Here is a 23,394-nt window from a genome sequence, read left to right as displayed (position 1 = left end):
CTTGTCGCCGGGGAAGGCGTTGCTTCGATGTGACAGTCCCGATGAAACGCTGCCGAGGCAGTGATTGCGGCGGGCAGAGCCCTATTTTGCTCACATTCGCGCCGTTACTCCGGCTTATGTTTCCTAGCTTGAGGCGCGGAATCGGCTTGTGGCGGTAGCGCTCATGGAGTAAGCCGCGCGCAACGTGCAAATTGTCTCGATCTGTGCAATCGTTGCGTCCGCGCCGATTGTAGATCGAAGAGACCGGTAGCTGAAAATATGCTTAGACTTCTTGGATATTTCTTCGGAATGGCCTGCGTCCTGTTTCTGGTCGCGGCGGCGGGCATTGCCATCTATCTCGCCAATGTCGCGAGGGATCTTCCGGACTATGCCGTTCTGAACAGTTACGCGCCGCCGGTGACGACCCGCGTCCATGCCGGCAACGGCGCTCTCATGGCCGAATACGCCAAGGAAAAACGTCTCTTCCTGCCGATCCAGGCCATTCCCGACCGCGTCAAGGCCGCTTTTCTGTCGGCCGAGGACAAGAATTTCTACAACCATCCGGGCGTCGACCTCACTGGTCTCGGCCGCGCAATCCTCGTCAACCTGCAGAATTTCGGTTCGGGTCGCCGTCCTGTTGGCGCTTCCACGATCACCCAGCAGGTGGCCAAGAACTTCCTATTGAGCTCGGACCAGACGATCGACCGCAAGATCAAGGAAGCAATCCTCTCCTTCCGTATCGAGCAGGCCTACAGCAAGGACAAGATTCTCGAACTCTACCTGAACGAGATTTTCTTCGGGATGAATTCCTATGGCATCGCCGGCGCGGCGCTGACCTATTTCAACAAGTCGGTTACGGAGCTGACTGTCGCCGAGGCGGCCTATCTGGCATCGCTGCCGAAAGGTCCGGCCAATTATCATCCTTTCCGCCATCCTGAGGCGGCGCTCGAGCGTCGCAACTGGGTTATCGATCGCATGGTCGAGAACGGCTATGTCAGCCAGAGCGACGGCGCGGAAGCCAAGAAGCAGCCGCTCGGCGTCACCGCCCGCAGCAACGGACCATCGCTCTTCGCGTCCGATTACTTCGCCGAGGCCGTGCGCCGCCAGTTGATCGACCAATATGGCGAGAAAGTTCTCTACGAGGGCGGCCTTTCCGTGCGCACATCGCTCGATCCGCAGATGCAGCTCGCCGCGCGCAAGGCGCTGCAGGATGGCCTCGTGACCTATGACGAGCGCCGCGGTTTCCATGGGGCCGTCAAGCAGATCGACGCAAGCGGCGACTGGGGCAAGGCGCTTGCCGATATTCCCGCGCTGTCCGACGTTCCGGAATGGCGCCTGGCCGTCGTGCTCTCCGTCTCCGACGACAACGTCGACATCGGCCTGCAACCGGCCAAGGAGGGGAGCGGCAAGGTTGCGGCGGACCGTCTGCGCGGCACCATCGACGCCAAGAACATGCAATGGGCCTACCGATCGGCGGATGGCTCCCGCAAGACGGCGAAATCGCCGGCCGGTGTCTTGAGCCCGGGCGATGTCGTTTATGTCGAGAAGCTCGGTGACGACGCGTCGACCTCCTACCGTCTGCGCCAGCCCCCCAAGGTACAGGGCGGCCTTGTCGCCATGGATCCGAAGACCGGCCGCGTGCTCGCCATGGTCGGCGGTTTCTCCTATGCTCAGTCCGAATTCAACCGCGCCACCCAGGCGATGCGCCAGCCGGGCTCCTCCTTCAAGCCCTTCGTCTACGCAGCTGCGATGGACAATGGCTATACCCCGGCCTCCGTCATCATGGACGCGCCGATCGAGATCGTCTCGGGTGGCCAGGTCTGGAAGCCGGAAAACTACGGCGGCGAAGTCGGCGGCCCGTCGACGCTGCGCTCGGGCATCGAGCATTCGCGCAACCTGATGACGGTCCGCCTCGCCAACGATCTCGGCATGAATATCGTTGCCGAATATGCCGAACGCTTCGGTATCTACGATCACATGCTGCCGGTTCTCTCGATGTCGCTCGGCGCCGGCGACACGACAGTGCTGCGCATGGTCTCGGCCTATTCGGTCATTGCAAATGGTGGCAAGCAGATCAAGCCGACGCTGATCGACCGTATCCAGGACCGCTACGGCAAGACGATCTTCAAGCATGAGGAGCGCCTCTGCGAGGGCTGCAATGCCGGCGACTGGCAGAACCAGGAAGAGCCCAACGTCGTCGACAACCGCGAAACCGTTCTCGACCCCATGACCGCCTACCAGATCACCTCGATGATGCAGGGCGTCATCCAGCGCGGCACTGCCGCTGGCAAGATCGATCTCAGCGGTCGCGACGTCGCCGGCAAGACCGGCACCACCAACGACGAGAAGGATGCCTGGTTCGTCGGCTTCACCCCGGATCTGGTCGCCGGCCTCTATATGGGCTTCGATACGCCGGCCCCGCTCGGCCGCGGCGGCACCGGTGGCGGTCTCTCCGCCCCGATTTTCAACGAATTCATGCAGGCCGCCGTCAAGGACATGCCGGAATCGAAGTTCGTCATTCCGCAGGGCATGAACCTGATCCCGATCGACCGCAAGACCGGCATGGCCGCCGCCGACGGCGATCCGAACACGATCGTCGAGGCCTTCAAGCCCGGCACCGGACCTGCCGACAGCTTCTCCGTCATCGGCATGGACAGCACCATGGCGCCGGAGGAGATCCTGAAAACCTCGCCGCAGGCCAACCAGGCCGTTCAGACCGGCACGCCAGGACTCTTCTGAGTCCCCACCCGATTTTAGAAGCCCGCCCCGGCTCTTTACATCCGCGGCGGGCGTCTCTATGTCACCAGCACTTGAAGAAGACCGTTACAGAGAAGCAGGAAAATGCGAGCGGAAATCGAAAACGTGGTCGATGAAACCAAGCAGGCTATCACCCTGCTGAGGAGGCATCTTTGACTGGGACCAGGCGATAAGACGACTGGACTGGTTGAACAACAAGGCAGAGGATCCGAACCTCTGGAACGATGCGCAGGAAGCGCAGAAGCTGATGCGCGAGCGCCAGCAGCTCGATGACGGCGTTAACGGCGTCCGGCAGCTGGAACAGCAGCTGAAAGACAATGTCGAGCTGGTCGAACTGGGCGAGGAAGAAGGCGACGAAGGCGTCGTCAAAGAGGCCGAGGATGCCTTGAAGGCGCTGAAGGCCGAGGCTGCGCGCCGCCAGGTGGAGGCGATGCTGTCCGGCGAGGCCGACAGCAATGACACCTATCTGGAAGTCCATTCCGGCGCCGGCGGCACCGAAAGCCAAGACTGGGCGAACATGCTTTTGCGCATGTACACCCGTTGGGCGGAACGCCAGCGCTTCAAGGTCGAGCTTCTCGAAGTCCATGATGGCGAAGAGGCCGGCATCAAGTCCGCCACCTTGCTCGTCAAGGGCCACAACGCCTATGGCTGGCTGAAGACGGAATCGGGCGTGCATCGTCTGGTGCGCATTTCCCCCTACGACAGCAATGCGCGGCGCCACACGTCCTTCTCGTCGATCTGGGTCTATCCAGTCGTCGACGACTCGATCAACATCGACATCAACGAAAGCGATTGCCGCATCGACACCTATCGTTCGTCGGGCGCCGGCGGCCAGCACGTCAACACGACGGATTCGGCCGTGCGCATCACCCATATCCCGACCGGGATCGTGGTGGCCTGCCAGCAGGAGCGTTCGCAGCACAAGAACCGCGCCAAGGCTTGGGAAATGCTGCGTGCCCGGATGTACGAAGCAGAGTTGAAGAAGCGCGAGGAGGCCGCCAACGCCGAAGCCGCTTCCAAGACGGATATCGGCTGGGGTCACCAGATCCGCTCCTACGTGCTGCAACCCTACCAGCTGGTCAAGGACCTGCGCACCGGCGTCGCCAGCACCGCTCCGGACGACGTGCTCGACGGCGATCTGAACGAATTCATGGAAGCGGCCCTTGCCCATCGCATCAGCGGCGCCGCCGACGCGGTCGTCGAGGATGTCGACTGATAATTCAGCACTATAGAAATCGGAAAGCCCTGGAAACAGGGCTTTTTTTGTTCAGCCTATCGCTCCGGTGTCGCCGTCGTGAAACAGCGCTGCCGATAGAGCGGCAATCTCGTCATGAACGGCCCCCCGTTCGATGCCCGGCGGATCGGTGAAGAGCTCGGCGGCAAAGGCAAGGCCGAGCCCGGTGCCCTCCGGCACAAAGACATAATGCCCGAGGCCGCCGCCGAAGATCTTCAGCGCGCTTCCGGTCAGCCGCTCATGCAGCCATGAAGAACATTCCTCGGCCGGTGCCGCCTTGTCGGCATCGCCGACAAGGATAAGAGTAGGCGCCACCACAGTTTTCAGGCTTTCCGCGCCGAAGCTGAGAACGGAGCGACCCGGTGCGCAGAGGACCGCCGCTGCGATCCTGTCGTCGCGATAGGATCGCGACATGCGGGACCATGATTTGCGAAAAACATCGCTGGTGCGGAGCAGTGAGGGGATATGATCGGCGAGGTCGGGATATTCCCTCGGGCCGTGCGGACCACCTGGCTTCAGCCGTGACGGTTCGAACTGCGAGAATTGGGTGACGGCGCCGAGAAGCAGCATGACGCTATAGGCCCCGGCCGAGAATCCGGCCGCGAATACACGGTCCGCATCGATCCGACCGGCAAGATCGCCAAGCCAGTCGCGACAGCGGTCGAGCATCAAGCTCAGATCCGGAGCCCGCTCCCAGAGACAGGCAAACCCTTCCGCGCGATAAGGCTCACTGCCCGTATTGCCGTGATGATCGACGCCGAGCGCTGCAAATCCGCGATCGACCAGGCGTCGCGCCAGCCATTCCAGTCCGGCCGCAGAACCGCCGGTGCCGTGTGACAGCAGGACGAGGGGATAGGGCCGGTCTGAAGGCCGAATTGGTGCGTCGCGAGCGACCGCTGCCTTCCGAAACCAGCTTCTCTCCTGAGTCTCGCATTCCCGCGCGTCATCGGCAGCCGGATACCATAGCGACCAGCGGACGGGCCTTGGGCCGGCTGCGTCCCAGTCCGGTCTCCGGTCGTCGTAGAGGACGCCCTCGCGAAAGCCGAGCTTCATCCTTGTCGCCTGGAAAACAGCGTCTCGCTGCTCAATTGGTTGCTTTCTCGATGGTGATGTCGCCGAGTTCGTCGATCAGCACGGTCCAGCCGTCCGGCTCGGCCGCGGGATCGGTCTTCAGATAGATCGTGGCAAAGAGGCCGGGTTGCTTGATGATGCCGCTCGAGTTTTCGGGGCGGATATCGGTCACGTAAGGCTTCAGGTCGCTGATCTCCTGCAGCTCAATGGTTGAGGCAATCGCAGGACCGGTCTCGGTCTGGGCAATCTGTTGAAGATAGACTTTCGAGGTCCTGTCCGGCTGACGCACGGCAAAGAGCTTATAGTAACCATGGCTCTTTTCCTGGGAGTCGGAAACGCTTTCGGCAGTGGTGGGCGCCCGCTCGACATCAGGCGCGTTGCCGTCGTTCTCCCAGTAGCCGGTGCTGGTCGCGAAAATCACCGAAGCCGGCAGGATGACGTCCTGCGTGGGAGCGGCGATCGCGGCCGAGCATCCGACGAGGAAAATCGTGGTCATCAATGTCAGGCGCATTGCCATCATCTCAATCCTTGAACTGCTCGGCGAGAATGCGGTCGGACCAGGAGCGGTCGGGATCGGAGAGGATACGCGCCGTCATATGCTCCGACTGGGCGATGCGGACATGCAGCACCGATTTGACTTCCGTATTGTCCGCCACCGCATTCACCGGCCGCTTCACCGGCTCGAGCACGTCGATATCGACAGTCACCCTGTTCGGAAGCAGGGCGCCCCTCCAGCGCCGCGGCCTGAAAGCGCTGACCGGCGTCATGGCGAGCAGGGGCGCCTCGAGCGGCAGGATGGGGCCATGGGCGGAAAGATTATAGGCCGTTGATCCGGCTGGGGTGGCCACCATCAGCCCGTCGCAGATCAGCTCCTCCAGACGCACGCGTCCGTCGACCACGACTCTCAGATTGGCTGCCTGATAGGACTGGCGAAAAAGATAGACCTCGTTGATGGCGAGCGCTGTCGAATTGGTACCGTCGGCATTGGCCGTGGTCATCTTCAAGGGGCGGAAAGCGTTTTCGACGGCGACGCAGATACGCTCCTGAAGTCGTTCTGTGCTGTAGTCATTCATCAGAAAGCCGACCGAGCCGCGGTTCATGCCGTAGACCAGCTTGCCCGAGTTCATGGTGCTGTGCAGCGTCTGCAGCATGAAGCCATCGCCACCCAGTGCGACGATGACATCAGCCTTGTCCTGCGGAACGTCGCCATAGATGCGAATCAGCTCTTCGCGCGCTGCGAGCGCCTCCATCGTCGGCGAGGCGATAAAGGAAAGCGTCTGGAATGAACGGCCCATACAATGCCCTTTGTGAAGCTGCTCTAGCTAAAGGATAAATGGCAGTTGCGACAAGGCCGTTTTGCACGACAAGGCGTTTTGGATCCACGCCGACTGTCTGCGCCGGCACGGATTTTCCTTTACAGGATCGCAGAATCTGTTAGTTGGGCAGCTATTGCCCTTGTAGCTCAGTTGGTAGAGCACCTGATTTGTAATCAGGGGGTCGCGGGTTCGAACCCTGCCGGGGGCACCACGGATTTGGTAGCGAAAACAATCGCTTAGACACAAGCCCGCCCAGAAAGGCGGGCTTTTTTCATGCGCCAAACATCAACGGAAATTACCATGTTTTCCGGGCTTTTCCTGCATCAGCGGGGATTCCGTGGAACATGAATGGCGCACGAGAAGGCCGCATCATTCCGCCGCCCTCGCTCCATGGTCCACGGATCTCACGTATTCAACGAACTCGCCGCGTTTGAGCGAGCGGTAGGTCAGCCAGTCGATGTCCTGGCGAGCGTCGTTGCACTCTTTGCACGACATCGCGAGATTGTCGGGATGATCGGTGCCGCCATCGGCTCGTCGCTTCAAATGCTCGATCGTGGCCGCGTCAGGCCTCTGCTGATCACGCCACCGATATGATAGAATGACATACCGCTCGCAATAGCAGCAACGCCCCTCCTGTTTCTGGAAGAGATGCACAAGGAGTTTTCGCTTGATCTCCGTCTTCATGCGGTCAGCATAGCACACGCGCCACGATGAAAAACCGCCGGCTGGTGGGGCCGACGGTGCGCTTGTGGTGGCATGGTGATTAGTTCTGCCCGTCGGCTATGCGGCAAACAGGGGCCGACGGGCAGGCAGCCGACCGCCATCGGCTGGTAGATGAAACTTACAAAGTGCGCGAGACGTCCGCGGTGATCTCCTGCGCGAATACTCGCAGGGGCGCGCATTTCGCGCCAATGACCTCAACCGCATATTCGTCTTCGCAGCCCATGACCTGCATGCGGCCGGACACAATCGCCTCTTCACCGGTACAGACTAGAAAAACTGTTTGGCCAATCTCAAAATCAAACTGGTATGCGGGGTTGAAGAAGCGTCGTCTTCTTCCGATCAGTGAGCGCGGGAGTGAGGTTCTGTCGATTGTGGTCGGCGCGGCAAGCATATTCTGGGCTCCTCGTTGCGTTTCTCGTTGTGACACTTTATGGGTATATCAACGCACCTGAGGTGTCAACACCTAAGGTGCATAATTTTACCTCTGAGGTGTAATAATGATTACCGGTGCACAGGTCCGTGGCGCGCGAGCCATAGTGAAGTGGGATCAAAAGCAGCTTGCGAAGGCGGGAGATGTCTCCGTCGAGACCATCAAGCGTTTGGAAAAGATTGATGGTCCACTGCTGTCAGCTACTGGAAACACCGTCGCAAAGATACAAGCAGCGCTCGAAGCCGCGGGGATCGAGTTCATCAACAACGACCGCGGCGAAGGTGTCGTCAAGCCGCGCACCCCGTGACAGATAAAATTATGTGCATACCGCGCGGCGCTACGTAGCCCGGTTCTAGTATTTTGTGGCAGCCTGTAGCCTCCTGGGATCTACGGGCGTCGCATGAAGAATTTAACACTCGCAACTCGCCACTATTCGCGCTCGAAGAAATCCCGCGACCGAGAGACGTCACGGGAGTCGGCAACGGATAATGGCGCGGCGATGAGACGTAACCAAAGATGACGGATGCATCTACTCCGGCAAATATCTGGCCTGTGCTAATGCCGGTGATCGTCGGCGGCTCACTCGCGATCTTGGGTGGTGCACTAAGTCCGATAGTCTCTCATATTCTGTCCGCTAGAAGCGCCAGACAGGCTCGTCGCGTACAGCGTTTTGAAGAGATGATGGCGGCAGTATACGAGCACGATCACTGGCTGGATGGAAAGCGCCACATCTCCATTGGACAAGAAGTCGAAAGTGGGCCACCGCCGATTCACAAAGCAAGATCCATCGTCTTAATGAACTTCGAGGAGCTAAGGGCGCCTATCCGCGAACTTGACCTCGCCTCCTCAAGGTACCAGCACTGGATGGCAGAGGTGGCTGTGAACCGTTCCAAGGGAGTGTTGTCAGTTGAGGGCTTTCAAGCCGCCTATAAGATTTGGCTGGATGAATTCACGAGTTTCCAAGACGTTGCCGCAGCATATGTGAGAGCGCGCAACGGGAAAGTGTAGCGAGCGGGTCGTCCCGCGACTCGCCCTTTTTCTTATCCAAACGCCATGACGTCGAAACCGTCATCGCATGCGATGGCCGGCGGCAACGATGTAATTTTTCTTGGTGAGATAGAATGACGATTGAATCCCGCCTCATGGGCCGAAAGGAAGCGGCCGAATACTGCGGCATTGCCGAGTCGACCTTCTCCTTATGGGTCGCCACTTACAAAATGCCGCCGGCAATCCCGGGAACTCGGAAATGGGATCGGCGCGCAATCGACGCGAAGCTCGACGAGATCAGCGGTCTAACTGTTACACAGACCGAAGACCGCTATACCAAGTGGATGAGAGAGAATTCCGGCGAGACGGATCTGCAGAAGTGGCGGCGCGAAAGGGACACCAGGCGCGGCAAGAAGTAGCCTGTGCGGAGGGCGGGCACGAAAACGGCGCCCCTTTCGGAGCGCCGGCATCCTTCTGACCGAGACTACTTCTTGCGAGGAGGCTCGTTCTTAGTATCGCCGCGCCCAGGATTGGGGATGCGCTCGTTCTGAGTGGTCTTCGGATGCTTGGCAGCATACTCGGGAGTAACGAAACGCCCCGTCACAGAGCTACGGGAAGCGTCATGGGTCTTACGAGTAGACATATTAACCTCATAGGGTTGCGTTAAAAGCCCTACAGAGGTACATACTCAGTGCCGACCGAGGTGTATTCTCTGGTTTTGGCGGTCCAACCTTCAAAATCAAGACCACTTCAACGAAAGGGCGTGCTGACATCAGCACGTCCTTTTTTAATGGAAAATTTAGGAAAGTCTATCCCCTATAATATCTACCCTCGTGCGGATGCCCTATTATCCCCAGATGTAAGAAAAAGTCAAGGCCACGATGACATGAATTTCTCGGCGGAATCAAAGGCTTACATACTTCTTATAATAAACGATCATGCGTTGTAGGAAAAACAGATTTTTGTTCCGGTTGCGTTCTTGTGCCCGGATTTGGTGTCACGATCGCGAATCAGATCGCGGGAGAATAGGCGGCCCGAAGGCCGCCCTTCCTCACAGTCACTTGCATTCGCGCATGTGACGCAGCATCTCGGTCCGGCTGGCCGCCAAAGCCGCTTCCGACCTTTCGGAGAACGCCACTACCTCGGAATTGTCATCAGGCAGAAACTCTTCGGCGTAACCTTCTTGAGGCTGCTCATACAGTCCAGCGATCTCGCCATCGGCACTTCGTGTGACGTAAGCCATTATGCGATCCTCTTGCATGGGAAATAGAACCCGTCATTCCAGACCCAAATGGTGCCGGAAGCGCCAGCGACATATCTGACCTGCTTGCTCGTGTTCGTGAAGACGTCTCCTCCCCCGACTGCAAAGCCGCCGGATACCTGAATAGTGCCAACGTTGCCGCCTGAGTCGTTGCCGCCGGCGACAAGGACGCCCTTGGCGGGGTCGTGGACCAGAGCCGAGTTGGTGGTCGCTGCGGATGAAAACATAAAGCGAAGCTTAGCTTTGACCCTAGCGCCATTTGGCACCGTGATGGCCAAGAGCGCTGATGTAGTCGAGATAGCAATGTTCGTTGCTTCTCTGATGGGCGTCGTAAACGTATACTCGCCGCTGGGCTCCATCGTGAACTCTCGAATATTCGAGCTGGCGTCAGTCAGCGCAACGCCGATCGGCGTAAGGACATCATAGCCGGTCAGCAGCGACAAGCTTACGCCGCCCACAGTGGCAGAAGTCGAAAGCACCACCTCACCCGTCCCGTCCGACTGCTTGCGCAGCGCGTAGACGAAATAAGTGGCATTGGCAGCTTTGGTGCCAGTGTCCAGGCCGCCACCATTGCCGGCCACCCAGGTGCCGTTGATATTTTTTGTCAGAGTGCCAGCCGAAATCGCCACCTTGCTCAGCGCCTTGACTTTGAAGGCGGCGATATCGAGATGCGTCAGCGGCGTCGAGCCGTTTGGCAAGACAATGCCGCCTTCGACAAAGTCCGGACCGAGCAGCGGCGCGAGAAAGGTGCTCAAGGCGGTGAGGGTCAGGCTCTTCGTGCCGCCCGCCGCGCTATCCCAAATGCCCAGTTTGTCGGCGCCGACGGGAGTTGTCTTTGCCGTCGCTGCATTGATCGATGCGCCGAGACCACTGAAGGTAACGACATTCGTTGCGGTATCGACAGCCAGCAGCAGAATGTCGTCAGCTCCATCGTAGAAATATAGCTGCAACTGCCCTGCTATGGCCGTGGAAACCCATGACGTCCCGGCGACCGCATAAGACGGCCTGGTAGCGCCGGAGTTGCCGCTGAGAAGGGCCTGAAGGCTATCATCCATGCGCGTCGCCATGAGTGTCGGCGAGGCTGGGCCGGTCGTCGGCACACTAAAATCTGTTGGCTGGCTCATTTTTTTCCTTGAAGTGTTAGGCCACGCGCTTTACGGCGCGGCGTTGTGAGCGGTTAAGCGGCTGGCGGAAAGGATCGATCGGCTGTCCGACGGCGTCCTGCCGCCATGTGTGGATGCGTTCGACGCGGGCGCCGGCGGCATCAACGACAGTCATGTCGACAAATCCGCCCACCCAGTGATGCGGTTTTGCTCCGGAGCTGCCCTGCAGCATCGTGGGAACGGATGCGACTTCCCGCATCCATGTCAGCACCGAGACGCCGAGCTCCCTTACGAAGGATGCCTGGTCTTCTCCGAAGCGCGGGCGCCTGTACCCGGCCAGCTTCATCAGATCGAAGGTTGGTCCCCGCAACGTTGTCGTGCCGAGGGTCTGAAGTTCGAAGGGGATGGTGTCCGGCCGGTCTGGCTCCTGGCCGGTCTGGAAACCCAGATGCAGGATGCCACGCGTTTGCGACCACATCGTCATTGCCGCGACGACGTCGTTGCCCGCAATTCGTGGCAGATCCGCGTAGCTATCCCGCAGCCCGGCCAGGAATACCGGCAGGAATAGGTCGAGGAAGTCGTCGACGCCGAGCCTGTCGACTTGCGCGGACAGGAAGGCGCGAATTTTCTCGCCGAGTTCCGCGTTGCCTTGGGTGGTGATGGCGAAGGGCTCGGTCGGCGCGACCGACACCTTTCTGGCGAAGATACGGGCAATGCCGTCTCCGGTGGTATAGCCCGCGCCGTCTGTGAACAGAAACGAAGCGTCGCCGGCTTTAATTGCGAAATAGGCGCTCACGAGTAAAAATCTCCGAGTTCTAGGTTAAAACTGTGCCCGGCGCCGCAAATTGGACGCTGGATTGAATCCGCAAATGCCTTGCCGATGTCGCCGCCGTTGTTCAGAAGGGCGTCTTTAAAATCGCCGGCGAACGCCTTTAGATCGCCGCGAAGGTCTTCCGTCCGTAAATAGCTGCGGATCCGGGCCGCGTCTTCGCCGTCCAAATCTTCCGGCCGGCCATATTGGCGCAGCATGGTTGTGATCTGCTGGTCTTCCTTGGACAGCGAATTGAAGCGGGCCGCATTGACCAGGTCCTGCTGCAGCTTCGTCTTCGAAAGCACGTCGGCATACTGGGCGTAGAGCTCCACTTTTTTCTCAATGGCCGCCTTCTGTTCCGCATTAAGCGAGCGGCCCTTGTCTTCGCTCTGCTGGAGGAGGTCGAGCCGGAAGCGGGCCGTGTCGGCCGCCACGCCATACTTGCCCTGCAGGTCGATCTCTTGGAGCATTTGACCGAGCCGGTCGTCTGCCGACTTGAGCAGATCGCGGTAGGCGTTGGCTGCCTTGGTGGCGGCGGTTTCGGCCTGTTTGTCCGCATTTTCGGCGCCTGGCAGGCCTTCGAGCTCGATAAGCGGCCGGCTCTGTGGTGTCGGTCCAACGGTAGGCGTAAATGTGCCCGTCTGATGCGTCTTGCCGTTCTCGTCTCGGAATGTGGCGCCTGCAGTGACGTCCTGCACGTTCGAGCCGCCGGCGAGGGCTCGGATCCACTCCTCACGCGCTTCCTTCGATGCGGCAATCGACTTTTGGATCGACTCGGTGATCTTCTCGAACGCGTCGCGGAATCCGAGGACCGACTTCACCCCGTATTGGTCGACAGCTGCCGCCAGCATCTGCTGCGCCGCATTTATATCGGCGATGGACGCGGTGCCGTTGTCCAGCCGCTCCTTCAGATCGCTGAAGGCCTTGCCGAAATCGCGAATGAAGGCGGGATCGGCCTGAATGCCGCGAAGCCCGCGCATAGCTTCTGCAAACTGGCGATTGATGCCCTCAAGCTTTTCACCGAGTCCTTCGAGCGCCCGCGCGCCAAGGATATCGCCGGCTTCACGGCCGGTGCTGATCTGCTTGGCTCGGTCGAGTTGGTCGACAACCTTGGTGACCGACGGCAGGGCCTCACCCCATGCGGCCGCGGCGTCGCGGATCAACTCGTTCTGCTTCTCAATGAGAGGCGTTGTTTTCTTCGCGCCGTCTTCACCTGCAGTGAAATATTGAACCAGCGCGGCGCTGCCGGCGACAAGGCCGATAGTGACCAAAGATATCGGCGACAACAACGAAGCAAACGCGGCAGCGAGGCCAGAGATCGCCTGCTTGCCGCCGCCCATCGTCGCGAGAACCGATGACAACTGAGTGCCTTGCTGAAGCGCAATTTGGAGCGGATTCATCCCCATCGCCGCGGTCACGCCGATGTCTTGAAACTGAGCCGCGATATTAGCGGTCTGGAATGCGCCACCGACGCGATTGTCGTTCGCCGGCATTGCCTCGAGAGCGGCGTTGCGCGCCTTTATCGCTGAGACCTGCGAGGCGAAGGCGATCTTCTCGCGATTGAGCGCCGCCGTCATCTCCGATGCCGAGATGGCGCCGATTGCATGCGCCTGCTTGATTTCCTTCAAGCCGGCCGCATAGGTCGCCTGGGCAGCAAAAAGCGGATTGTACTTGGCGCGAAGCCGTTCCAATTCCTTGCCTTGGTCGGCGAGCGCACCGGTCCACTCCTTCGATGCCTTGCTCCCAATGCCTACCATGGCATTGATACGGTTCTGCATCGTGGAAGAAATGGAATTGTCGATCGACTTGCCGACGGCCGTGAACTGCTTCTGCACCGATCCCGACAAGCCGGCCAAATCGCGTTCGATACGCTGGATGCTGCGGCGGAGCGTGGCCTGATCAGTGCTGATTGAAATAATCAGGTCATCGGTATTGTCAGCCATGCGCTGGCCTCCGCACGCCTGATGGCGCCGTGGTGATTTTCATTGATTTTTCCCTTTAGACGGCAAACAGCGACAAATCGCTGAGATCCGCGTCTTCGTAGCTACTGCGGCCAGATGCACCCTGGATGGCACGGCCGGCCGAGATAATTGCCGCAACGGCCGGGTCGATCTTGTCGATCGACCTCTCCTTTACCGGCCGCCGATTGCCGCTGGCGTCGGTGTATAGAACGACGTTACCAACCGCCCACCTGAGTAGTGGGTTTCCGCCGTGGATGAACTTGCGATCGAACATGGTAGCTTCAAAGTCGATCACCGGCCTCGCGAACGTGGATATGTTCTGCGGAAACTCCGCGACCGGCAGGCCATCGTCCTCAAGCGACTTCATGACATCCTGGGCGTGCCACCGGTCGAACGCGATTTCCTCGACTTGGAAGCGCTCGCATAAGCCGCGAATGTGCACCTCGATCGCGGCCAGATCGATGGTGTCGCCAGGCGTGGCGGTAAGCCAGCCCTGATCGCGCCATAGCGCATATGGGACGCCGTCGGTGCGCCGTCGGATTGCGCCATCTGGGCAGAAGGTCTGTACATGCAAGGCCACGCGGTCGTCGGCCGTGGGAATGGCGATTGCCACGGCGGCAAGGTCGATGCGCTTGGCGAGATCGACCCCGATCCACGCCGGTCGCCCTTCCAGTACGGTTAGGTCGAGCTCGCCGGTGTTTTCGTCCCAAACGTCGAGCGACCATTCCGGATTCGCCGCGCCGTCGAGCCAGGTATTCAGGTGCAGCTGGCGAAACATCTCGCGGTCGGCGGGTCGGTGCTCTGCCTCGCGCACCATCTGCCGCATGCCGTCGATGTCGGGATAAGGCGGTGAGCACGACAGGCCAGGATTTACCCGATGCCATACTGCTTCGTCGCGCCAGTCCTCGTCCGCGCCCGCCTCAAGCAGGATCGGCAGAAATGCCTCGTCCTCTATCTTGCCAGAGGCTACCGCCTTCGCATAGCGGTACATCTCATGCGCGATGTTCTCGTGGCCTATGCCGGCGGTCGTTGTCACCACCAAGAGACTTCCTGGTGTCTTCACCAGGCCGGTCTTGATGGCGTCCCAGAGATCACGCTTTCTCCATGCATGGAGCTCATCGACGAGCGCGAAGACCGGCGTGCGTCCGTGGGCCGTGGCAGCGTCCGCCGACATGGCGCGGTAGTGCGCCTTGCTCTTTCGATGCGTAATTCGGTTTTTGGTGTCCTGGACTTGAAATGCCTCAGCCAGCCGCGGATGGGCGTCGATGATGCCTTTCATTTCCTCGAGCGCGATACGCGCCTGGTCTCTATCGACCGCTGAGCTGACCACCTGCGAGCCTGGAATGCGTTCCGGACCTAGATGCAGCATAGCAAGCGCCGCGCCGAGCGTGGTCTTGCGATTGCCTCGAGGGATTAGTGCGAACACGGTCTTGATGCGGCGCGTGCCGTCGGGCTTGGTGTCGCCGTAGACCTTGCGAATGATCCTCTCTTGCCATCTGTCTAACTGAAAAGCACGGCCGGGTGCTGTGGACTTGGGATGTCGCAGCGCCTTAAGGAAGGCTACAGCTCGCTCGCCCTTGCCGTGGGGATCTGGAATTGGGCTGTTGTCAAAAATCCAGGCTGGGTAACTAGATGTCGCCGAGGGCGTCGTCATCGTCATTGCCGGCGGCGCCTCCCTTGTTTTTGGTTCTGCTGGCGGGCGTCAAGCCGAGCTCTGCGGCCAGCCTGCGAGAGGCTTCCACAGCTTCCTTGACGAGCGTTGTGGCGGGGTGGCGCTTCAATTCACCGGTTGGTGACACGTATGTCGGGCCGTCTTTTGCAACGATCGCCTCGGCCTGCCGCATGTTCGCGACAGCTAGGCAATATGCTTCGACAGTGCCTAGCTCGTGGGCGGCGATCTTCCTGTCAGACACCAGCTGCGGCACGACGCGACGCCACTCGGCCTTAGCGTGAGGCGGTAGCCAGGACGGTGGATTCGGAGCGATTGACAGTGCTCCGTCGAGCGCGGTGACGACTGCCTTTCTACCTCTGGCCATCGAACTTCTCCCGGTACACCGCGATGCCCTCCGCCTTGATGGCGGCAACTAGTTCCGGAGATGCTATCGAAATCCCGCCATTGGTCCGGCCGGGTAGCGCAGCAAAAATCTCACCGTTCGGAGCTTCGCGGACTTGCACGCGCCAGATCCGGAAAGGGAAAACGTCGACGTCGAATGTAGCGACGATCTGTTGTCCATTATCCAGCATGTCGCTGGCCGGTCGCATCTTGATGATCTCGAATTCAATCTGCATGGTTCACTCGAATGCGTAGGAGCGACGTTCCCTCACCACGTCCCAAACAGAATGCGGCACCTCGAAAAGGTTGGCACCTGTGGCCTCTCGGTTTTCGTAGAAATGGCCGACAAGGACGAGCACGGCCTGCTTGAGGTCGCCAGGGACGACTTCGAATTCATCTTCGATCGCAAACCCGAGAAGGCTCTCAAGATATGCCTCCGCAGCCTCGATCTTGTCCTCAATCAGCGTGTCGTCGTCGTCAAATGTAATATTCAGATGCGCCTTCGCGGCGACAAGGTCGATGATTGCCATGACGAAATTTCCAATTAGGGGTTATACCGAAGAAGCCACCCACGCTGGTCCAGGCGGGGTTGGTCAGAATTGACGACCGACCCGGTTGTGACACCTTGAGGCGCATCAGATGGGAGGACGCGCAGTGGAAGCCGATATGATAAGGGAAGGCACGTTCAGGGACGGCTTCGAAGTGGGCTACCGAGCGATCAAGGGCACCGCAGTCGGCCTCCCTGGAATACCAGGACAACCTGGAACAAAGGGCAACAGCACACCATTTCTGATGGGTGTACGTAAGGGCATCGAGCGTGCATTGCGCAAGGGTATCGATGAACTTAGGGACTAGCGCCCAAAACCGCCCTCACTCTTGATTGCCTTCCGCCTGTTGCACAGACCGTTGTAAGGCTGCCAGTTCTTGCGATCCCAGAACAGCCGCTTGTCACCTTTAGGTGCAACGATGTGGTCTACCATGTCAGCAGGCCGACCGCAGCCACAGGCGCATAGTGGATTGCCAAGGGCAGCCAACCACGCCTTGCTTTCCCTGGCCCACTTACCGTCGTAACCGCGGTTGGCCGCGCTGCCTCGCGCCTGGTCATTGGCCTTCTGCCGCGCAACCGCCGCCTTCTGGCGGCAGTCGCACTTGGTGCCCTTAGGGACAGAGAAGCCGCAAGGACATATCACATTAGGCAACTGGCCGCTGAGCCGCGTTGCCAAGCACCGCAATAGCGCCGGCCGCAACTGAGGTGCCGCTCGCCTTCGTCAGGATCGGGCGCACGTAACGCTTAAAACCGTGATAACCGAGTTTGTAGGTCGAGCTCGCCGCCAGCACCGCCGGCGCATTCGACTTGACCTGATCAGCTGCTACAGCCGCGAATGCCACATTATCGTCCGAGTCTTCGAGAGACACACCGAACGCGCCAGAGCCAACAATCGCGCCGGTCTGCACGAGAAATGCAAGGCTGCCGAAACCGAGAGTGTCGATGCCGGCGCCGTTGACGCTGGCCGATTGGACTGCAGGATCGATTGAAGACTTGGCCGCGATATTAGATGCGATAGAACGCATGGGAATTTCCTTCTGAAAGAGGATGGGCCGCCCGAAGGCAGCCCGAAGATGTTCCGCGCGAGAACGGCTTAAGCGTTCTTGAGCTTCGAGAACTTGGCCGGCTGCAACACCGCGCCGCCGACTCGACGGGTCGCATGGAAGCGGGTGATCCCATTGGTTGCCAGCAGGTATGGGTTCGTCAGGATTGACATGGCGATGCGGTCGACGATGCGATAGCCACTGAAGTCACCGAAGATGACAGGCGTCTTGCCAGTAGCGATGCTGTCCATTTCGATAAGTTCGACGACTGGCCGGCCGAGGATGGTTTCGGGCTGACCTGCGACGAAGGCTGGCTGCCACAAGAAGTTGCCCTGACCGTCCTTCAGGCGGCGGATAGCGGCAAGCGTTGATGTGTTCATGCCCCAATGGCCGGCGTTCCGGTAGGTTGCCGGAAGGCTGTAGAAGAGCGAGATCAACTCGTCAGCGGCGATCGCGGTGGCGGAAGCGGTCGTGACACCGGTTACGACGTTCGGATCCTTCAGCAAGCCCATCGGCATAATCGAACCGGAGCCAGTCAGGAATGCCTGACCTTCCTTCTGGCCGAAATCTTCTGCCAGCGCCAAGCGAACCTCGGCTTCCGCAACCCCAGCCGAGTCAGCCAGAAGCTGGTTGCTGATGTCGACGAAGGTATTGAGTTCGTTGACAGGAATCTCCGCCTGACCGAAGGCCGGTTCGCTGCCGGTCTGCGCCTGCGTCTCGCCCTTCCACAGAGCGTTTGTCACGCTGGTGCGGGCCGGATAGATGACGGACGGCGAGCCGGTCGAGCGGACGCTGGCGATTGCGCGGATCTGCGAATACTGAACCAGGTTACGAACGAACTCACTCGAGAACTCTGCGGGTGCGAGGTAGCCGCCTGCAGGGTCGCTGGAGACGGTGAGCGTCTTCAATTCCTCGGCGCCGGCTTCCTTGCCGTGGCGCAGATATGCGCCAAATGCCTTTTGCTCGGCTGTGGGCTCGTGATTGTCATTTGCCGCGCCGCGATTGATGTTCGGGCGTGCGAGCTCTGTCTCGGCAGTTTCCAGCCGCTTGGTCAGGGCCACAATGTTGTCGTTTGCGGCCTTGAGTTCGGCGCTGAAGTCTTTGTTTTCGATCTTTTCTGCAGGTGCAGACATTTCAAGTTCCTTCTGGGAGGTGATGCGGGCTCCGGGATGTGCCGGGATAGCCACGATTGACGTTTCCAGAAGATCAAGCTCCTGGATCGTCCGGCCGCCGCCTTTGCGGGGCGCTGCCTTGCGGGTCATGAAGCCGATCGAAAGGCCCTGAACGGCCTTGACCTGAATCATTGAGCGCACCTCACGTGCGCGCTCGACAGTGTCCACCAGTAGCCGGCCTTTGACCTTCAAGCCGTCGGCTTCAACTACGATGGAGTCGAAAACGCCCACGACCTGCGACTGGTCATGTGCGAATAGAGCGGGGATTGACTTGCCAACGGCCCCCGCAAAGGCTGCCGGCTCGATGATGTCGCCGACACGATCCGGCGAGGAGAAATCCCAAGCGACGCCCTCGATGGCGCCAGTGTCATCGGCGGTGAAGGACGCCTTCACCTCAATGCGATCAAGGTGCATCTCTGTTCCTGTTGTTGTCGTTTGCGGCGGCCTTGGCGGTATCGATGGCCGGGTTGCTGTATTCGTTGCCACCATCGCGTGGCGGCATACCGAGCCAGTCGCGCGCCTCGTTGGGATTGAGGACACGGGCCGTGATCAGCGTTGAGATTGCCGTGGCTCTGGCCGTAAGGTCGGCCTGGCTGGTGTCATCAACGTCGAAGGCGAAGCGGTATTCGCCGCGCTCTTCATCCGTGAGAAGCGCGCGATTAAACGCCGCCTCCAAGGCACGAAGCCACGGAACCAGAGCGTAGCTGATGAACTCTTTCGCCTGCTGCTCGCTGTTTGACCAAGTATTTCGGCTGAGCTCGAAAAGCATGCCGGGCGGTACTCTAAATGCTCTCGCCACCTCGAGGATCTGAAAAGTCCGGCTTTCGTTGAATTGACCATCGACGCTCGTGAGCGCCATCTGTTTGTATGTGGCGTTTTCGTACAAAATCGCCGTCTTGCCGGCGTTCGCCTTGCCGCTGAACGCTGCTTTCCAACCGGCCAGCATCGCCTTCACGCCCTCGGTGCCGAGCTTGTTTGGCGTCTCAATCACACCGCCTGGGCGTGCGCCATTCGACCAGAGACCATTGGCGTAGTCTTCCATCGCCTTCGCCATGGAGACCGCGCCACGTGCCAAAGACAGCGGACTTTTTGAGAACGGGCCACGGAGGTGAAGGATGTTGGCCGCAGATATCGGCCGATTGCCAAGGCGGTAACGAGGCTTGTTCGTCTGGTCGTCGAGATCATAGGTGACGATCGAGTCGCGGTAGATGATGATCTCCCGCGGTTCGCCACCGACGCGGGTTACGTAAGCCAGGCCTCCGACATCCTTAGTCAGTGCCGCTGCGACCAGATCGCGGATCAGCTCATAGCCGCTCGTCCAGCCATTAGCCTGACCGGTGAGCAGCTTCAGCGCCGCGTGATTGTCGACGTCCTCTTCGGCGCCATCGACCTTTCGCTTGAGCTTCAGGTCGAGGCTGGCCGCGGCTTCAGAGATGATCCTGACCGCCGCGCTGACGGCCGGCACTGAGAGCGCTTCAGCGTTTGAGATGGTCGTGCCGGCCGGTATAGCGCCGAACAGTTCTAGCAGTTCCGCGGTCGGATCTCCGAGGCTCTTTTGCTCGACGGCGACTGGCTCCGGCAGCGCGGCCTTGGTCGTGAACGGCCACATCAAGCGCCCTCCGTCGCGTAAACAGCGGCGGCGCGCTCGATGAGGCCAATGGCCAGCGCTCGAAGAGGCAGGACGAGAGCCGGAGCCGCGGCGGCCGGAATATCTTCCGCCAATTCGAAATTGGTCACGTCACCGGCCGACTTCACGACCAGCCATTCCTCGCCGGGAAGCTCATCTGTCGCGTGCTGGGCAGCGGCAAACAACGCGGTGCGGATCGGCACGCCGAATTCACTCAGGTGCGCGACGAGCTGATAATAGAAGACATCTCGGCCAGTGAAATGAATGCGGCCGTGGGTTTTCACGCCGAGGTGGTCGCCAGGCGGCGCGCGCGTCAGCCATGCCCTGAACGTCGCTTCCGACACGCCGACAAGCTCGGCAGTCTCGACGACGCTGAAGGACGGCTGCCGCCAAAAGGCAGGCAGTGTCATGTTTTGATTTTCCTATTCGTGTCAAAAGCCCAAAAGGGCAAAGCGAAAGCCCGCAGCTCAATCCTTGAGGAGGAGGAGAGCTGCGGGCTCGATCAACTGCCCGTGCCGGGGCAGGATTTATTTGCTGCGCGTACATCCGGCGTCAGCAAATTGGTCGCCGTCTTCTCACCGGGATAAGACGACCGGTGAGCATTGACCCGATTGGAGATCGCGGGCGACGGCTCCCCCAGCACCACCCGGGGTATGGAAAAGCCGCCCACGTGGGGCGGCTGGAATTCTTAGGGGAGTTCAACCCGCCGATCAGCGGGTGCCCCTCACTGTACTCCGATGAAGATCGGAAAAAGGGACTTCCCCCCTTATTGGAAAGCTGGGCTGGTTTGAGTACCTACTCAACCCTTGCCACCCTCTCATAAGAGTACGCAGCAATGACGCACGAAAAGGCAGGCGATGTGCAAGTTTTTCGTTGTCGTTGGCGGCGGGGCGGGCTTTGCCGCAACAATGCGGGATACTTATCCCTTCACATTGATACGCAACGGCAAGCGCCTCGAAGGCATATCATGCGGCATTTTTTTCGCGTTTCCTTCACCCTACTCTCTGCTAAATCGCAGAAAGGGACGCCTTCACCTTTGTAGGGGTCCGACTTTGCGGAAAGTCAGGTCGCCAGCCAATTATAGTGGATTGCCACGCTCCAGCCGCTTCACCTCGTCCGTCGTGGTGAGGCTTGACGTTCCACCGTGGTATATCTCGATAACGTATTTCGGCTCCTCGTCGACGATGGTGACGCCTAGAACCTTGCAAGACTGCCATTCCGGCGAGTGCTTCCCGTTAGCTTTTGCGACGAGGACGCGGTGTTGGGCGAGGTATGGGGTAATTCCAATCATTGTTCATTCCTGTTCTCTCCTCTGAGATTGTCGTTTTCGCTACCCCCCCCTAAGAGTCCTACAAGTCTTAAGTCTTAAGACTTGTAGGACTCTTAGGGGGGTACATAGGTGTTAGCGGCCTTGGATTTTGTATTGGCCGTAGCCGACCTTTTCGACGGCACCGGCTTTCACGAGAGCTCGAAGAAGGTAGTTCACATTGTTGACCTTCATGCCTGCCTGCTTGCCGATTTCATCGGGGGTGAGCACCGTCGTGGCATCGGTCAGAATGTCTAGGATCTTGCGGCGCTGCTCAGACTGCTTCACTTCTTCAGCGTTTCCGAGCACCTCCCATGTTCCCTTGTCGAACCGCAGTGCTTTTTCGATTTCCTCGATATCGCGACCTCGGCCGTATAGTTTCGGCCCGTCGGTGGTTCGGTTCAGCACCATGATCGTATCGGCGGCGCCGGTCAGGCCGTTCGTGCCGGAAACCGCCTCGAGTGGATCTTCTGCCTCGGCCTTGCGGACGTGGTGCACCACGATGACAGCCAGGCGATGCTCGCCGGCATATTTCTGCAGCGGCGAGATTGCCTCGTAGTCGGCAGCGTAGGAATCTTGGTTCGCCTTCTTCGGCGGGCGCACCATGGAGAGCGTATCAATGACGATTAGCTTGGGGTTCGCCGCCTTTGCGCGCCAGGCGTCCAGCTCCTCAATCAGGCCGGCGCCAATCTTCTTGGATTGGGTTCGAAGCGAGAGGCGCGCCATGTTCGGCCGGACTTGGGCAGGAGAAAGGACCACTTCAAGACGATCCTTCAAGCGCCGGCGGTTGTCTTCAAGCGCGAGGTAAAGAACATCGCCTTGCTCGCAGTCGACGCCAAGCGTCTGGCCCCCTGTGGCGACCGCTATACAGAAGCCGAGCGCCATCCAGCTCTTGCCTAGTTTTGGGCGGCCGGCAAGGATCGTGAGGCCTTCGGCGATATACCCCTCGACGACGTAGTCCACCGGCGCGAATTCCATGCCAAGCAAGGTCTCAGCGTCGATCTCATCCGCAGCAATCGGAACGTTGTCATTGGCGGCTGGTCGGACACTTGACGAGGGGTGAAGGAAGCTGGTCTTGATCCGGCGGGATGAACCGTCCTTGTCAAAGACGACAGTCGCAACTTCACTGTCTACAGCCTCAATGCTTCCGTCCTTGTACCTGAAGTGCGTGACGCGATCGCCAGCCGAGAGCGGCCGGTCATTAGTCTGCAGTGCGGTCATTGCGGGCGACTTCCCCCATTGCTAGTCGAGCGAGTGCATCGGCCACCTGGGGCGCGAATGTTACGGCGGACCCGCCGGCGATCGACGGGCCGAACACGCGCAAGCCGCCTTTGGCCTGCACGAGTCGTAAGTCGTAGGCTTTGACGCCAGGCGCCAGCTCGGCGTCGAAGCGCGCGACGGTGTTTCCGCCCCGCGTATCGGGGCGGATTGAGATGATGTGCATGTGGTTCCTTTGTGGGTTAGGAGGTTAAGGTGACGGGCCAGCCGTCAGGACCGAACTCGACGGTGGGGCCTGTCTTCTCAGTGAGCGGTTCGGACATTTCAGCTTCAACCGCGGCTATTGCGGCCTGGATCTCCGCAAGCTGCTTCACTTGATCGTCGGACCAACTCTTGCCGCCAATCATCGATTCGATCAGCCCGTGTCGGGCGGTTTTTAAATCATCTAGCAATCCGCCGTACTTATTCATGCCGATTTCTCCGCACTTGCCATCCAAGAGGTGAGGGAGGATCGACGGGCCGCGACGGTGCCGCCGAGATGGAAGTTCGGAATGATGGCATCGCTGCAAAGCCGATAGGCCTGCCGCTGGGTTATTCCGAGGAACTTCGCAATGGCCTTGGCGCCCATCAGAAGGTCGCCTTCAAGGTTGTCATTTGCAGCTTGCATTTTTTCTCCTCAATAGGGTTGACAGGTTTTGTAAAACGGGTATTTTACAGTGTGGATAGGTGTGCCTTGTCCACATTCCCGAAATTGCTGTAAATATACAAAAATGTCAAGGTTCTCCCTTGATTGCC

General features: G+C 59.6%; 28 protein-coding genes and 1 tRNA gene. 7 read left to right on the top strand and 22 right to left on the bottom strand.

Annotation, left to right across the window (positions count from 1 at the left end; all coding sequences use genetic code 11):
* Positions 1-258: 258 nt before the first annotated feature.
* Together HJC04_RS26135 and prfB are read left to right on the top strand one after the other, a co-directional pair.
* On the top strand, positions 259-2,718 hold the full coding sequence (locus HJC04_RS26135; RefSeq protein ID WP_210628258.1) for a penicillin-binding protein 1A: 2,460 nt from the start codon (positions 259-261) through the stop codon (positions 2,716-2,718).
* Positions 2,719-2,820: 102 nt separating this feature from the next.
* A protein-coding gene (gene prfB, locus HJC04_RS26130) for a peptide chain release factor 2 (RefSeq protein ID WP_210628257.1) occupies positions 2,821-3,952 on the top strand; the annotation gives its coding sequence in 2 pieces (ribosomal slippage) (positions 2,821-2,889 and positions 2,891-3,952; 1,131 coding nt in all).
* 51 nt (positions 3,953-4,003) lie between these two features.
* Here prfB and HJC04_RS26125 read toward each other — a convergent pair.
* Genes HJC04_RS26125 through HJC04_RS26115 form a run of 3 tightly spaced genes read right to left on the bottom strand, consistent with a single transcriptional unit; the run spans position 4,004 to position 6,336 of the window.
* On the bottom strand, positions 4,004-5,023 hold the full coding sequence (locus tag HJC04_RS26125; protein WP_221147455.1) for a dienelactone hydrolase: 1,020 nt from the start codon (positions 5,021-5,023) through the stop codon (positions 4,004-4,006).
* A 31-nt stretch (positions 5,024-5,054) separates the two neighbouring features.
* The gene (locus HJC04_RS26120) at positions 5,055-5,558 is read right to left on the bottom strand and encodes a hypothetical protein (RefSeq protein ID WP_221147454.1); all 504 of its coding nucleotides are present in this window, start codon (positions 5,556-5,558) and stop codon (positions 5,055-5,057) included.
* Between the two features lie 4 nt (positions 5,559-5,562).
* Entirely contained in the window at positions 5,563-6,336 is a 774-nt protein-coding gene (locus HJC04_RS26115; RefSeq protein ID WP_221147453.1) for an NAD kinase, read from the bottom strand.
* A gap of 156 nt (positions 6,337-6,492) precedes the next feature.
* Here HJC04_RS26115 and HJC04_RS26110 point away from each other — a divergent pair.
* Positions 6,493-6,568 (top strand) — tRNA-Thr (locus HJC04_RS26110).
* Between the two features lie 158 nt (positions 6,569-6,726).
* On the opposite strand, the gene HJC04_RS26105 is transcribed toward HJC04_RS26110, so the two are convergent.
* Both HJC04_RS26105 and HJC04_RS26100 read right to left on the bottom strand, forming a co-directional pair.
* Complete coding sequence (locus HJC04_RS26105) at positions 6,727-7,041, bottom strand: HNH endonuclease (RefSeq protein WP_221099429.1); 315 nt, start codon at positions 7,039-7,041, stop codon at positions 6,727-6,729.
* Positions 7,042-7,198: 157 nt separating this feature from the next.
* Positions 7,199-7,471 (bottom strand): hypothetical protein, encoded by a 273-nt coding sequence (locus HJC04_RS26100; protein ID WP_221147452.1) that lies wholly within the window; start codon positions 7,469-7,471, stop codon positions 7,199-7,201.
* A gap of 106 nt (positions 7,472-7,577) precedes the next feature.
* On the opposite strand from HJC04_RS26100, the gene HJC04_RS26095 reads away from it, so the two are divergent.
* The 3 genes from HJC04_RS26095 to HJC04_RS26085 all read left to right on the top strand — a co-directional run bounded on the left by HJC04_RS26095 (position 7,578) and on the right by HJC04_RS26085 (position 8,916).
* The gene (locus tag HJC04_RS26095) at positions 7,578-7,817 is read left to right on the top strand and encodes a transcriptional regulator (protein WP_221147451.1); all 240 of its coding nucleotides are present in this window, start codon (positions 7,578-7,580) and stop codon (positions 7,815-7,817) included.
* A 209-nt stretch (positions 7,818-8,026) separates the two neighbouring features.
* Positions 8,027-8,518: a hypothetical protein gene (locus HJC04_RS26090; protein WP_221147450.1), complete on the top strand. Its 492-nt coding sequence runs from the start codon at positions 8,027-8,029 to the stop codon at positions 8,516-8,518.
* Between the two features lie 113 nt (positions 8,519-8,631).
* Positions 8,632-8,916: a hypothetical protein gene (locus tag HJC04_RS26085; RefSeq protein ID WP_221147449.1), complete on the top strand. Its 285-nt coding sequence runs from the start codon at positions 8,632-8,634 to the stop codon at positions 8,914-8,916.
* A 638-nt stretch (positions 8,917-9,554) separates the two neighbouring features.
* On the opposite strand, the gene HJC04_RS26080 is transcribed toward HJC04_RS26085, so the two are convergent.
* From HJC04_RS26080 to HJC04_RS26065, 4 genes are read right to left on the bottom strand one after another with little or no spacing between them, the layout of a single operon-like run.
* The gene (locus HJC04_RS26080) at positions 9,555-9,740 is read right to left on the bottom strand and encodes a hypothetical protein (protein ID WP_221147448.1); all 186 of its coding nucleotides are present in this window, start codon (positions 9,738-9,740) and stop codon (positions 9,555-9,557) included.
* Positions 9,740-10,882, bottom strand: coding sequence for a hypothetical protein (locus HJC04_RS26075; protein WP_221147447.1), 1,143 nt, complete (start codon positions 10,880-10,882; stop codon positions 9,740-9,742). Before HJC04_RS26075 ends, HJC04_RS26080 begins: the two co-directional genes overlap by 1 nt.
* Before the next feature lie 16 nt (positions 10,883-10,898).
* Positions 10,899-11,657 (bottom strand): hypothetical protein, encoded by a 759-nt coding sequence (locus tag HJC04_RS26070; protein WP_221147446.1) that lies wholly within the window; start codon positions 11,655-11,657, stop codon positions 10,899-10,901.
* Positions 11,654-13,300 (bottom strand): phage tail length tape measure family protein, encoded by a 1,647-nt coding sequence (locus tag HJC04_RS26065; protein ID WP_259668960.1) that lies wholly within the window; start codon positions 13,298-13,300, stop codon positions 11,654-11,656. Before HJC04_RS26065 ends, HJC04_RS26070 begins: the two co-directional genes overlap by 4 nt.
* Here HJC04_RS26065 and HJC04_RS31980 point away from each other — a divergent pair.
* The gene (locus HJC04_RS31980) at positions 13,277-13,585 is read left to right on the top strand and encodes a hypothetical protein (protein WP_259668959.1); all 309 of its coding nucleotides are present in this window, start codon (positions 13,277-13,279) and stop codon (positions 13,583-13,585) included. The genes HJC04_RS26065 and HJC04_RS31980 overlap by 24 nt on opposite strands.
* An 85-nt stretch (positions 13,586-13,670) precedes the next feature.
* On the opposite strand, the gene HJC04_RS26060 is transcribed toward HJC04_RS31980, so the two are convergent.
* The 13 genes from HJC04_RS26060 to HJC04_RS26000 all read right to left on the bottom strand — a co-directional run bounded on the left by HJC04_RS26060 (position 13,671) and on the right by HJC04_RS26000 (position 23,266).
* Positions 13,671-15,293, bottom strand: a complete 1,623-nt coding sequence (locus tag HJC04_RS26060) for a terminase large subunit (RefSeq protein ID WP_259668958.1) — start codon at positions 15,291-15,293, stop codon at positions 13,671-13,673.
* The gene (locus tag HJC04_RS26055) at positions 15,262-15,669 is read right to left on the bottom strand and encodes a phage terminase small subunit P27 family (RefSeq protein ID WP_221147444.1); all 408 of its coding nucleotides are present in this window, start codon (positions 15,667-15,669) and stop codon (positions 15,262-15,264) included. Before HJC04_RS26055 ends, HJC04_RS26060 begins: the two co-directional genes overlap by 32 nt.
* On the bottom strand, positions 15,656-15,922 hold the full coding sequence (locus HJC04_RS26050; RefSeq protein WP_221147443.1) for a hypothetical protein: 267 nt from the start codon (positions 15,920-15,922) through the stop codon (positions 15,656-15,658). The genes HJC04_RS26055 and HJC04_RS26050 overlap by 14 nt, the downstream gene beginning before the upstream one ends.
* 3 nt (positions 15,923-15,925) lie before the next feature.
* Positions 15,926-16,216 (bottom strand): head-tail connector protein, encoded by a 291-nt coding sequence (locus HJC04_RS26045; RefSeq protein ID WP_221147442.1) that lies wholly within the window; start codon positions 16,214-16,216, stop codon positions 15,926-15,928.
* 661 nt (positions 16,217-16,877) lie between these two features.
* A complete protein-coding gene (locus tag HJC04_RS26040; protein ID WP_221147441.1) occupies positions 16,878-17,258 on the bottom strand; it encodes a hypothetical protein in 381 nt (126 codons plus the stop codon).
* Positions 17,259-17,326: 68 nt separating this feature from the next.
* Positions 17,327-18,862 carry a phage major capsid protein gene (locus tag HJC04_RS26035; RefSeq protein WP_221147440.1) on the bottom strand — a complete coding sequence of 512 codons (1,536 nt, stop codon included), beginning with the start codon at positions 18,860-18,862 and terminating at the stop codon, positions 17,327-17,329.
* Positions 18,852-20,057: a phage portal protein gene (locus tag HJC04_RS26030; protein WP_221147439.1), complete on the bottom strand. Its 1,206-nt coding sequence runs from the start codon at positions 20,055-20,057 to the stop codon at positions 18,852-18,854. The genes HJC04_RS26035 and HJC04_RS26030 overlap by 11 nt, the downstream gene beginning before the upstream one ends.
* A complete protein-coding gene (locus HJC04_RS26025) occupies positions 20,057-20,485 on the bottom strand; it encodes a helix-turn-helix domain-containing protein (protein ID WP_221147438.1) in 429 nt (142 codons plus the stop codon). The genes HJC04_RS26030 and HJC04_RS26025 overlap by 1 nt, the downstream gene beginning before the upstream one ends.
* Before the next feature lie 668 nt (positions 20,486-21,153).
* Positions 21,154-21,366, bottom strand: a complete 213-nt coding sequence (locus HJC04_RS26020) for a hypothetical protein (RefSeq protein ID WP_221147437.1) — start codon at positions 21,364-21,366, stop codon at positions 21,154-21,156.
* Between the two features lie 111 nt (positions 21,367-21,477).
* Entirely contained in the window at positions 21,478-22,602 is a 1,125-nt protein-coding gene (locus HJC04_RS26015) for an AAA family ATPase (protein WP_259668957.1), read from the bottom strand.
* Positions 22,583-22,825 (bottom strand): hypothetical protein, encoded by a 243-nt coding sequence (locus HJC04_RS26010; RefSeq protein WP_221147436.1) that lies wholly within the window; start codon positions 22,823-22,825, stop codon positions 22,583-22,585. The genes HJC04_RS26015 and HJC04_RS26010 overlap by 20 nt, the downstream gene beginning before the upstream one ends.
* Positions 22,826-22,841: 16 nt before the next feature.
* On the bottom strand, positions 22,842-23,069 hold the full coding sequence (locus HJC04_RS26005; RefSeq protein WP_221147435.1) for a hypothetical protein: 228 nt from the start codon (positions 23,067-23,069) through the stop codon (positions 22,842-22,844).
* The gene (locus HJC04_RS26000) at positions 23,066-23,266 is read right to left on the bottom strand and encodes a helix-turn-helix domain-containing protein (RefSeq protein ID WP_221147434.1); all 201 of its coding nucleotides are present in this window, start codon (positions 23,264-23,266) and stop codon (positions 23,066-23,068) included. Before HJC04_RS26000 ends, HJC04_RS26005 begins: the two co-directional genes overlap by 4 nt.
* Positions 23,267-23,394: the final 128 nt, after the last annotated feature.

It is taken from the genome of Rhizobium sp. NLR8a (assembly GCF_019685235.1).
Lineage (GTDB): Bacteria > Pseudomonadota > Alphaproteobacteria > Rhizobiales > Rhizobiaceae > Rhizobium.
The sequence above is the reverse complement of the archived record's forward strand: the minus strand, read 5'-3'. Positions and strand labels throughout refer to the sequence as shown.

Coding starts and splice junctions, on each gene's coding strand:
- HJC04_RS26075 (WP_221147447.1), bottom strand. CDS start 10,882: ATGAGCCAGCCAACAGATTTTAGTGTGCCGACGACCGGCCCAGCCTCG.
- HJC04_RS26000 (WP_221147434.1), bottom strand. CDS start 23,266: ATGCAAGCTGCAAATGACAACCTTGAAGGCGACCTTCTGATGGGCGCC.
- HJC04_RS26055 (WP_221147444.1), bottom strand. CDS start 15,669: ATGGCCAGAGGTAGAAAGGCAGTCGTCACCGCGCTCGACGGAGCACTG.
- HJC04_RS26025 (WP_221147438.1), bottom strand. CDS start 20,485: ATGACACTGCCTGCCTTTTGGCGGCAGCCGTCCTTCAGCGTCGTCGAG.
- HJC04_RS26030 (WP_221147439.1), bottom strand. CDS start 20,057: ATGTGGCCGTTCACGACCAAGGCCGCGCTGCCGGAGCCAGTCGCCGTC.
- HJC04_RS26050 (WP_221147443.1), bottom strand. CDS start 15,922: ATGCAGATTGAATTCGAGATCATCAAGATGCGACCGGCCAGCGACATG.
- HJC04_RS26085 (WP_221147449.1), top strand. CDS start 8,632: ATGACGATTGAATCCCGCCTCATGGGCCGAAAGGAAGCGGCCGAATAC.
- HJC04_RS26045 (WP_221147442.1), bottom strand. CDS start 16,216: ATGGCAATCATCGACCTTGTCGCCGCGAAGGCGCATCTGAATATTACA.
- HJC04_RS26125 (WP_221147455.1), bottom strand. CDS start 5,023: ATGAAGCTCGGCTTTCGCGAGGGCGTCCTCTACGACGACCGGAGACCG.
- HJC04_RS26080 (WP_221147448.1), bottom strand. CDS start 9,740: ATGGCTTACGTCACACGAAGTGCCGATGGCGAGATCGCTGGACTGTAT.
- HJC04_RS31980 (WP_259668959.1), top strand. CDS start 13,277: ATGCGCCTGCTTGATTTCCTTCAAGCCGGCCGCATAGGTCGCCTGGGC.
- HJC04_RS26005 (WP_221147435.1), bottom strand. CDS start 23,069: ATGAATAAGTACGGCGGATTGCTAGATGATTTAAAAACCGCCCGACAC.
- HJC04_RS26010 (WP_221147436.1), bottom strand. CDS start 22,825: ATGCACATCATCTCAATCCGCCCCGATACGCGGGGCGGAAACACCGTC.
- HJC04_RS26015 (WP_259668957.1), bottom strand. CDS start 22,602: ATGACCGCACTGCAGACTAATGACCGGCCGCTCTCGGCTGGCGATCGC.
- HJC04_RS26115 (WP_221147453.1), bottom strand. CDS start 6,336: ATGGGCCGTTCATTCCAGACGCTTTCCTTTATCGCCTCGCCGACGATG.
- HJC04_RS26105 (WP_221099429.1), bottom strand. CDS start 7,041: ATGAAGACGGAGATCAAGCGAAAACTCCTTGTGCATCTCTTCCAGAAA.
- HJC04_RS26040 (WP_221147441.1), bottom strand. CDS start 17,258: ATGCGTTCTATCGCATCTAATATCGCGGCCAAGTCTTCAATCGATCCT.
- HJC04_RS26090 (WP_221147450.1), top strand. CDS start 8,027: ATGACGGATGCATCTACTCCGGCAAATATCTGGCCTGTGCTAATGCCG.
- HJC04_RS26095 (WP_221147451.1), top strand. CDS start 7,578: ATGATTACCGGTGCACAGGTCCGTGGCGCGCGAGCCATAGTGAAGTGG.
- HJC04_RS26120 (WP_221147454.1), bottom strand. CDS start 5,558: ATGGCAATGCGCCTGACATTGATGACCACGATTTTCCTCGTCGGATGC.
- HJC04_RS26060 (WP_259668958.1), bottom strand. CDS start 15,293: ATGACGATGACGACGCCCTCGGCGACATCTAGTTACCCAGCCTGGATT.
- HJC04_RS26020 (WP_221147437.1), bottom strand. CDS start 21,366: ATGATTGGAATTACCCCATACCTCGCCCAACACCGCGTCCTCGTCGCA.
- HJC04_RS26135 (WP_210628258.1), top strand. CDS start 259: ATGCTTAGACTTCTTGGATATTTCTTCGGAATGGCCTGCGTCCTGTTT.
- HJC04_RS26035 (WP_221147440.1), bottom strand. CDS start 18,862: ATGCACCTTGATCGCATTGAGGTGAAGGCGTCCTTCACCGCCGATGAC.
- HJC04_RS26100 (WP_221147452.1), bottom strand. CDS start 7,471: ATGCTTGCCGCGCCGACCACAATCGACAGAACCTCACTCCCGCGCTCA.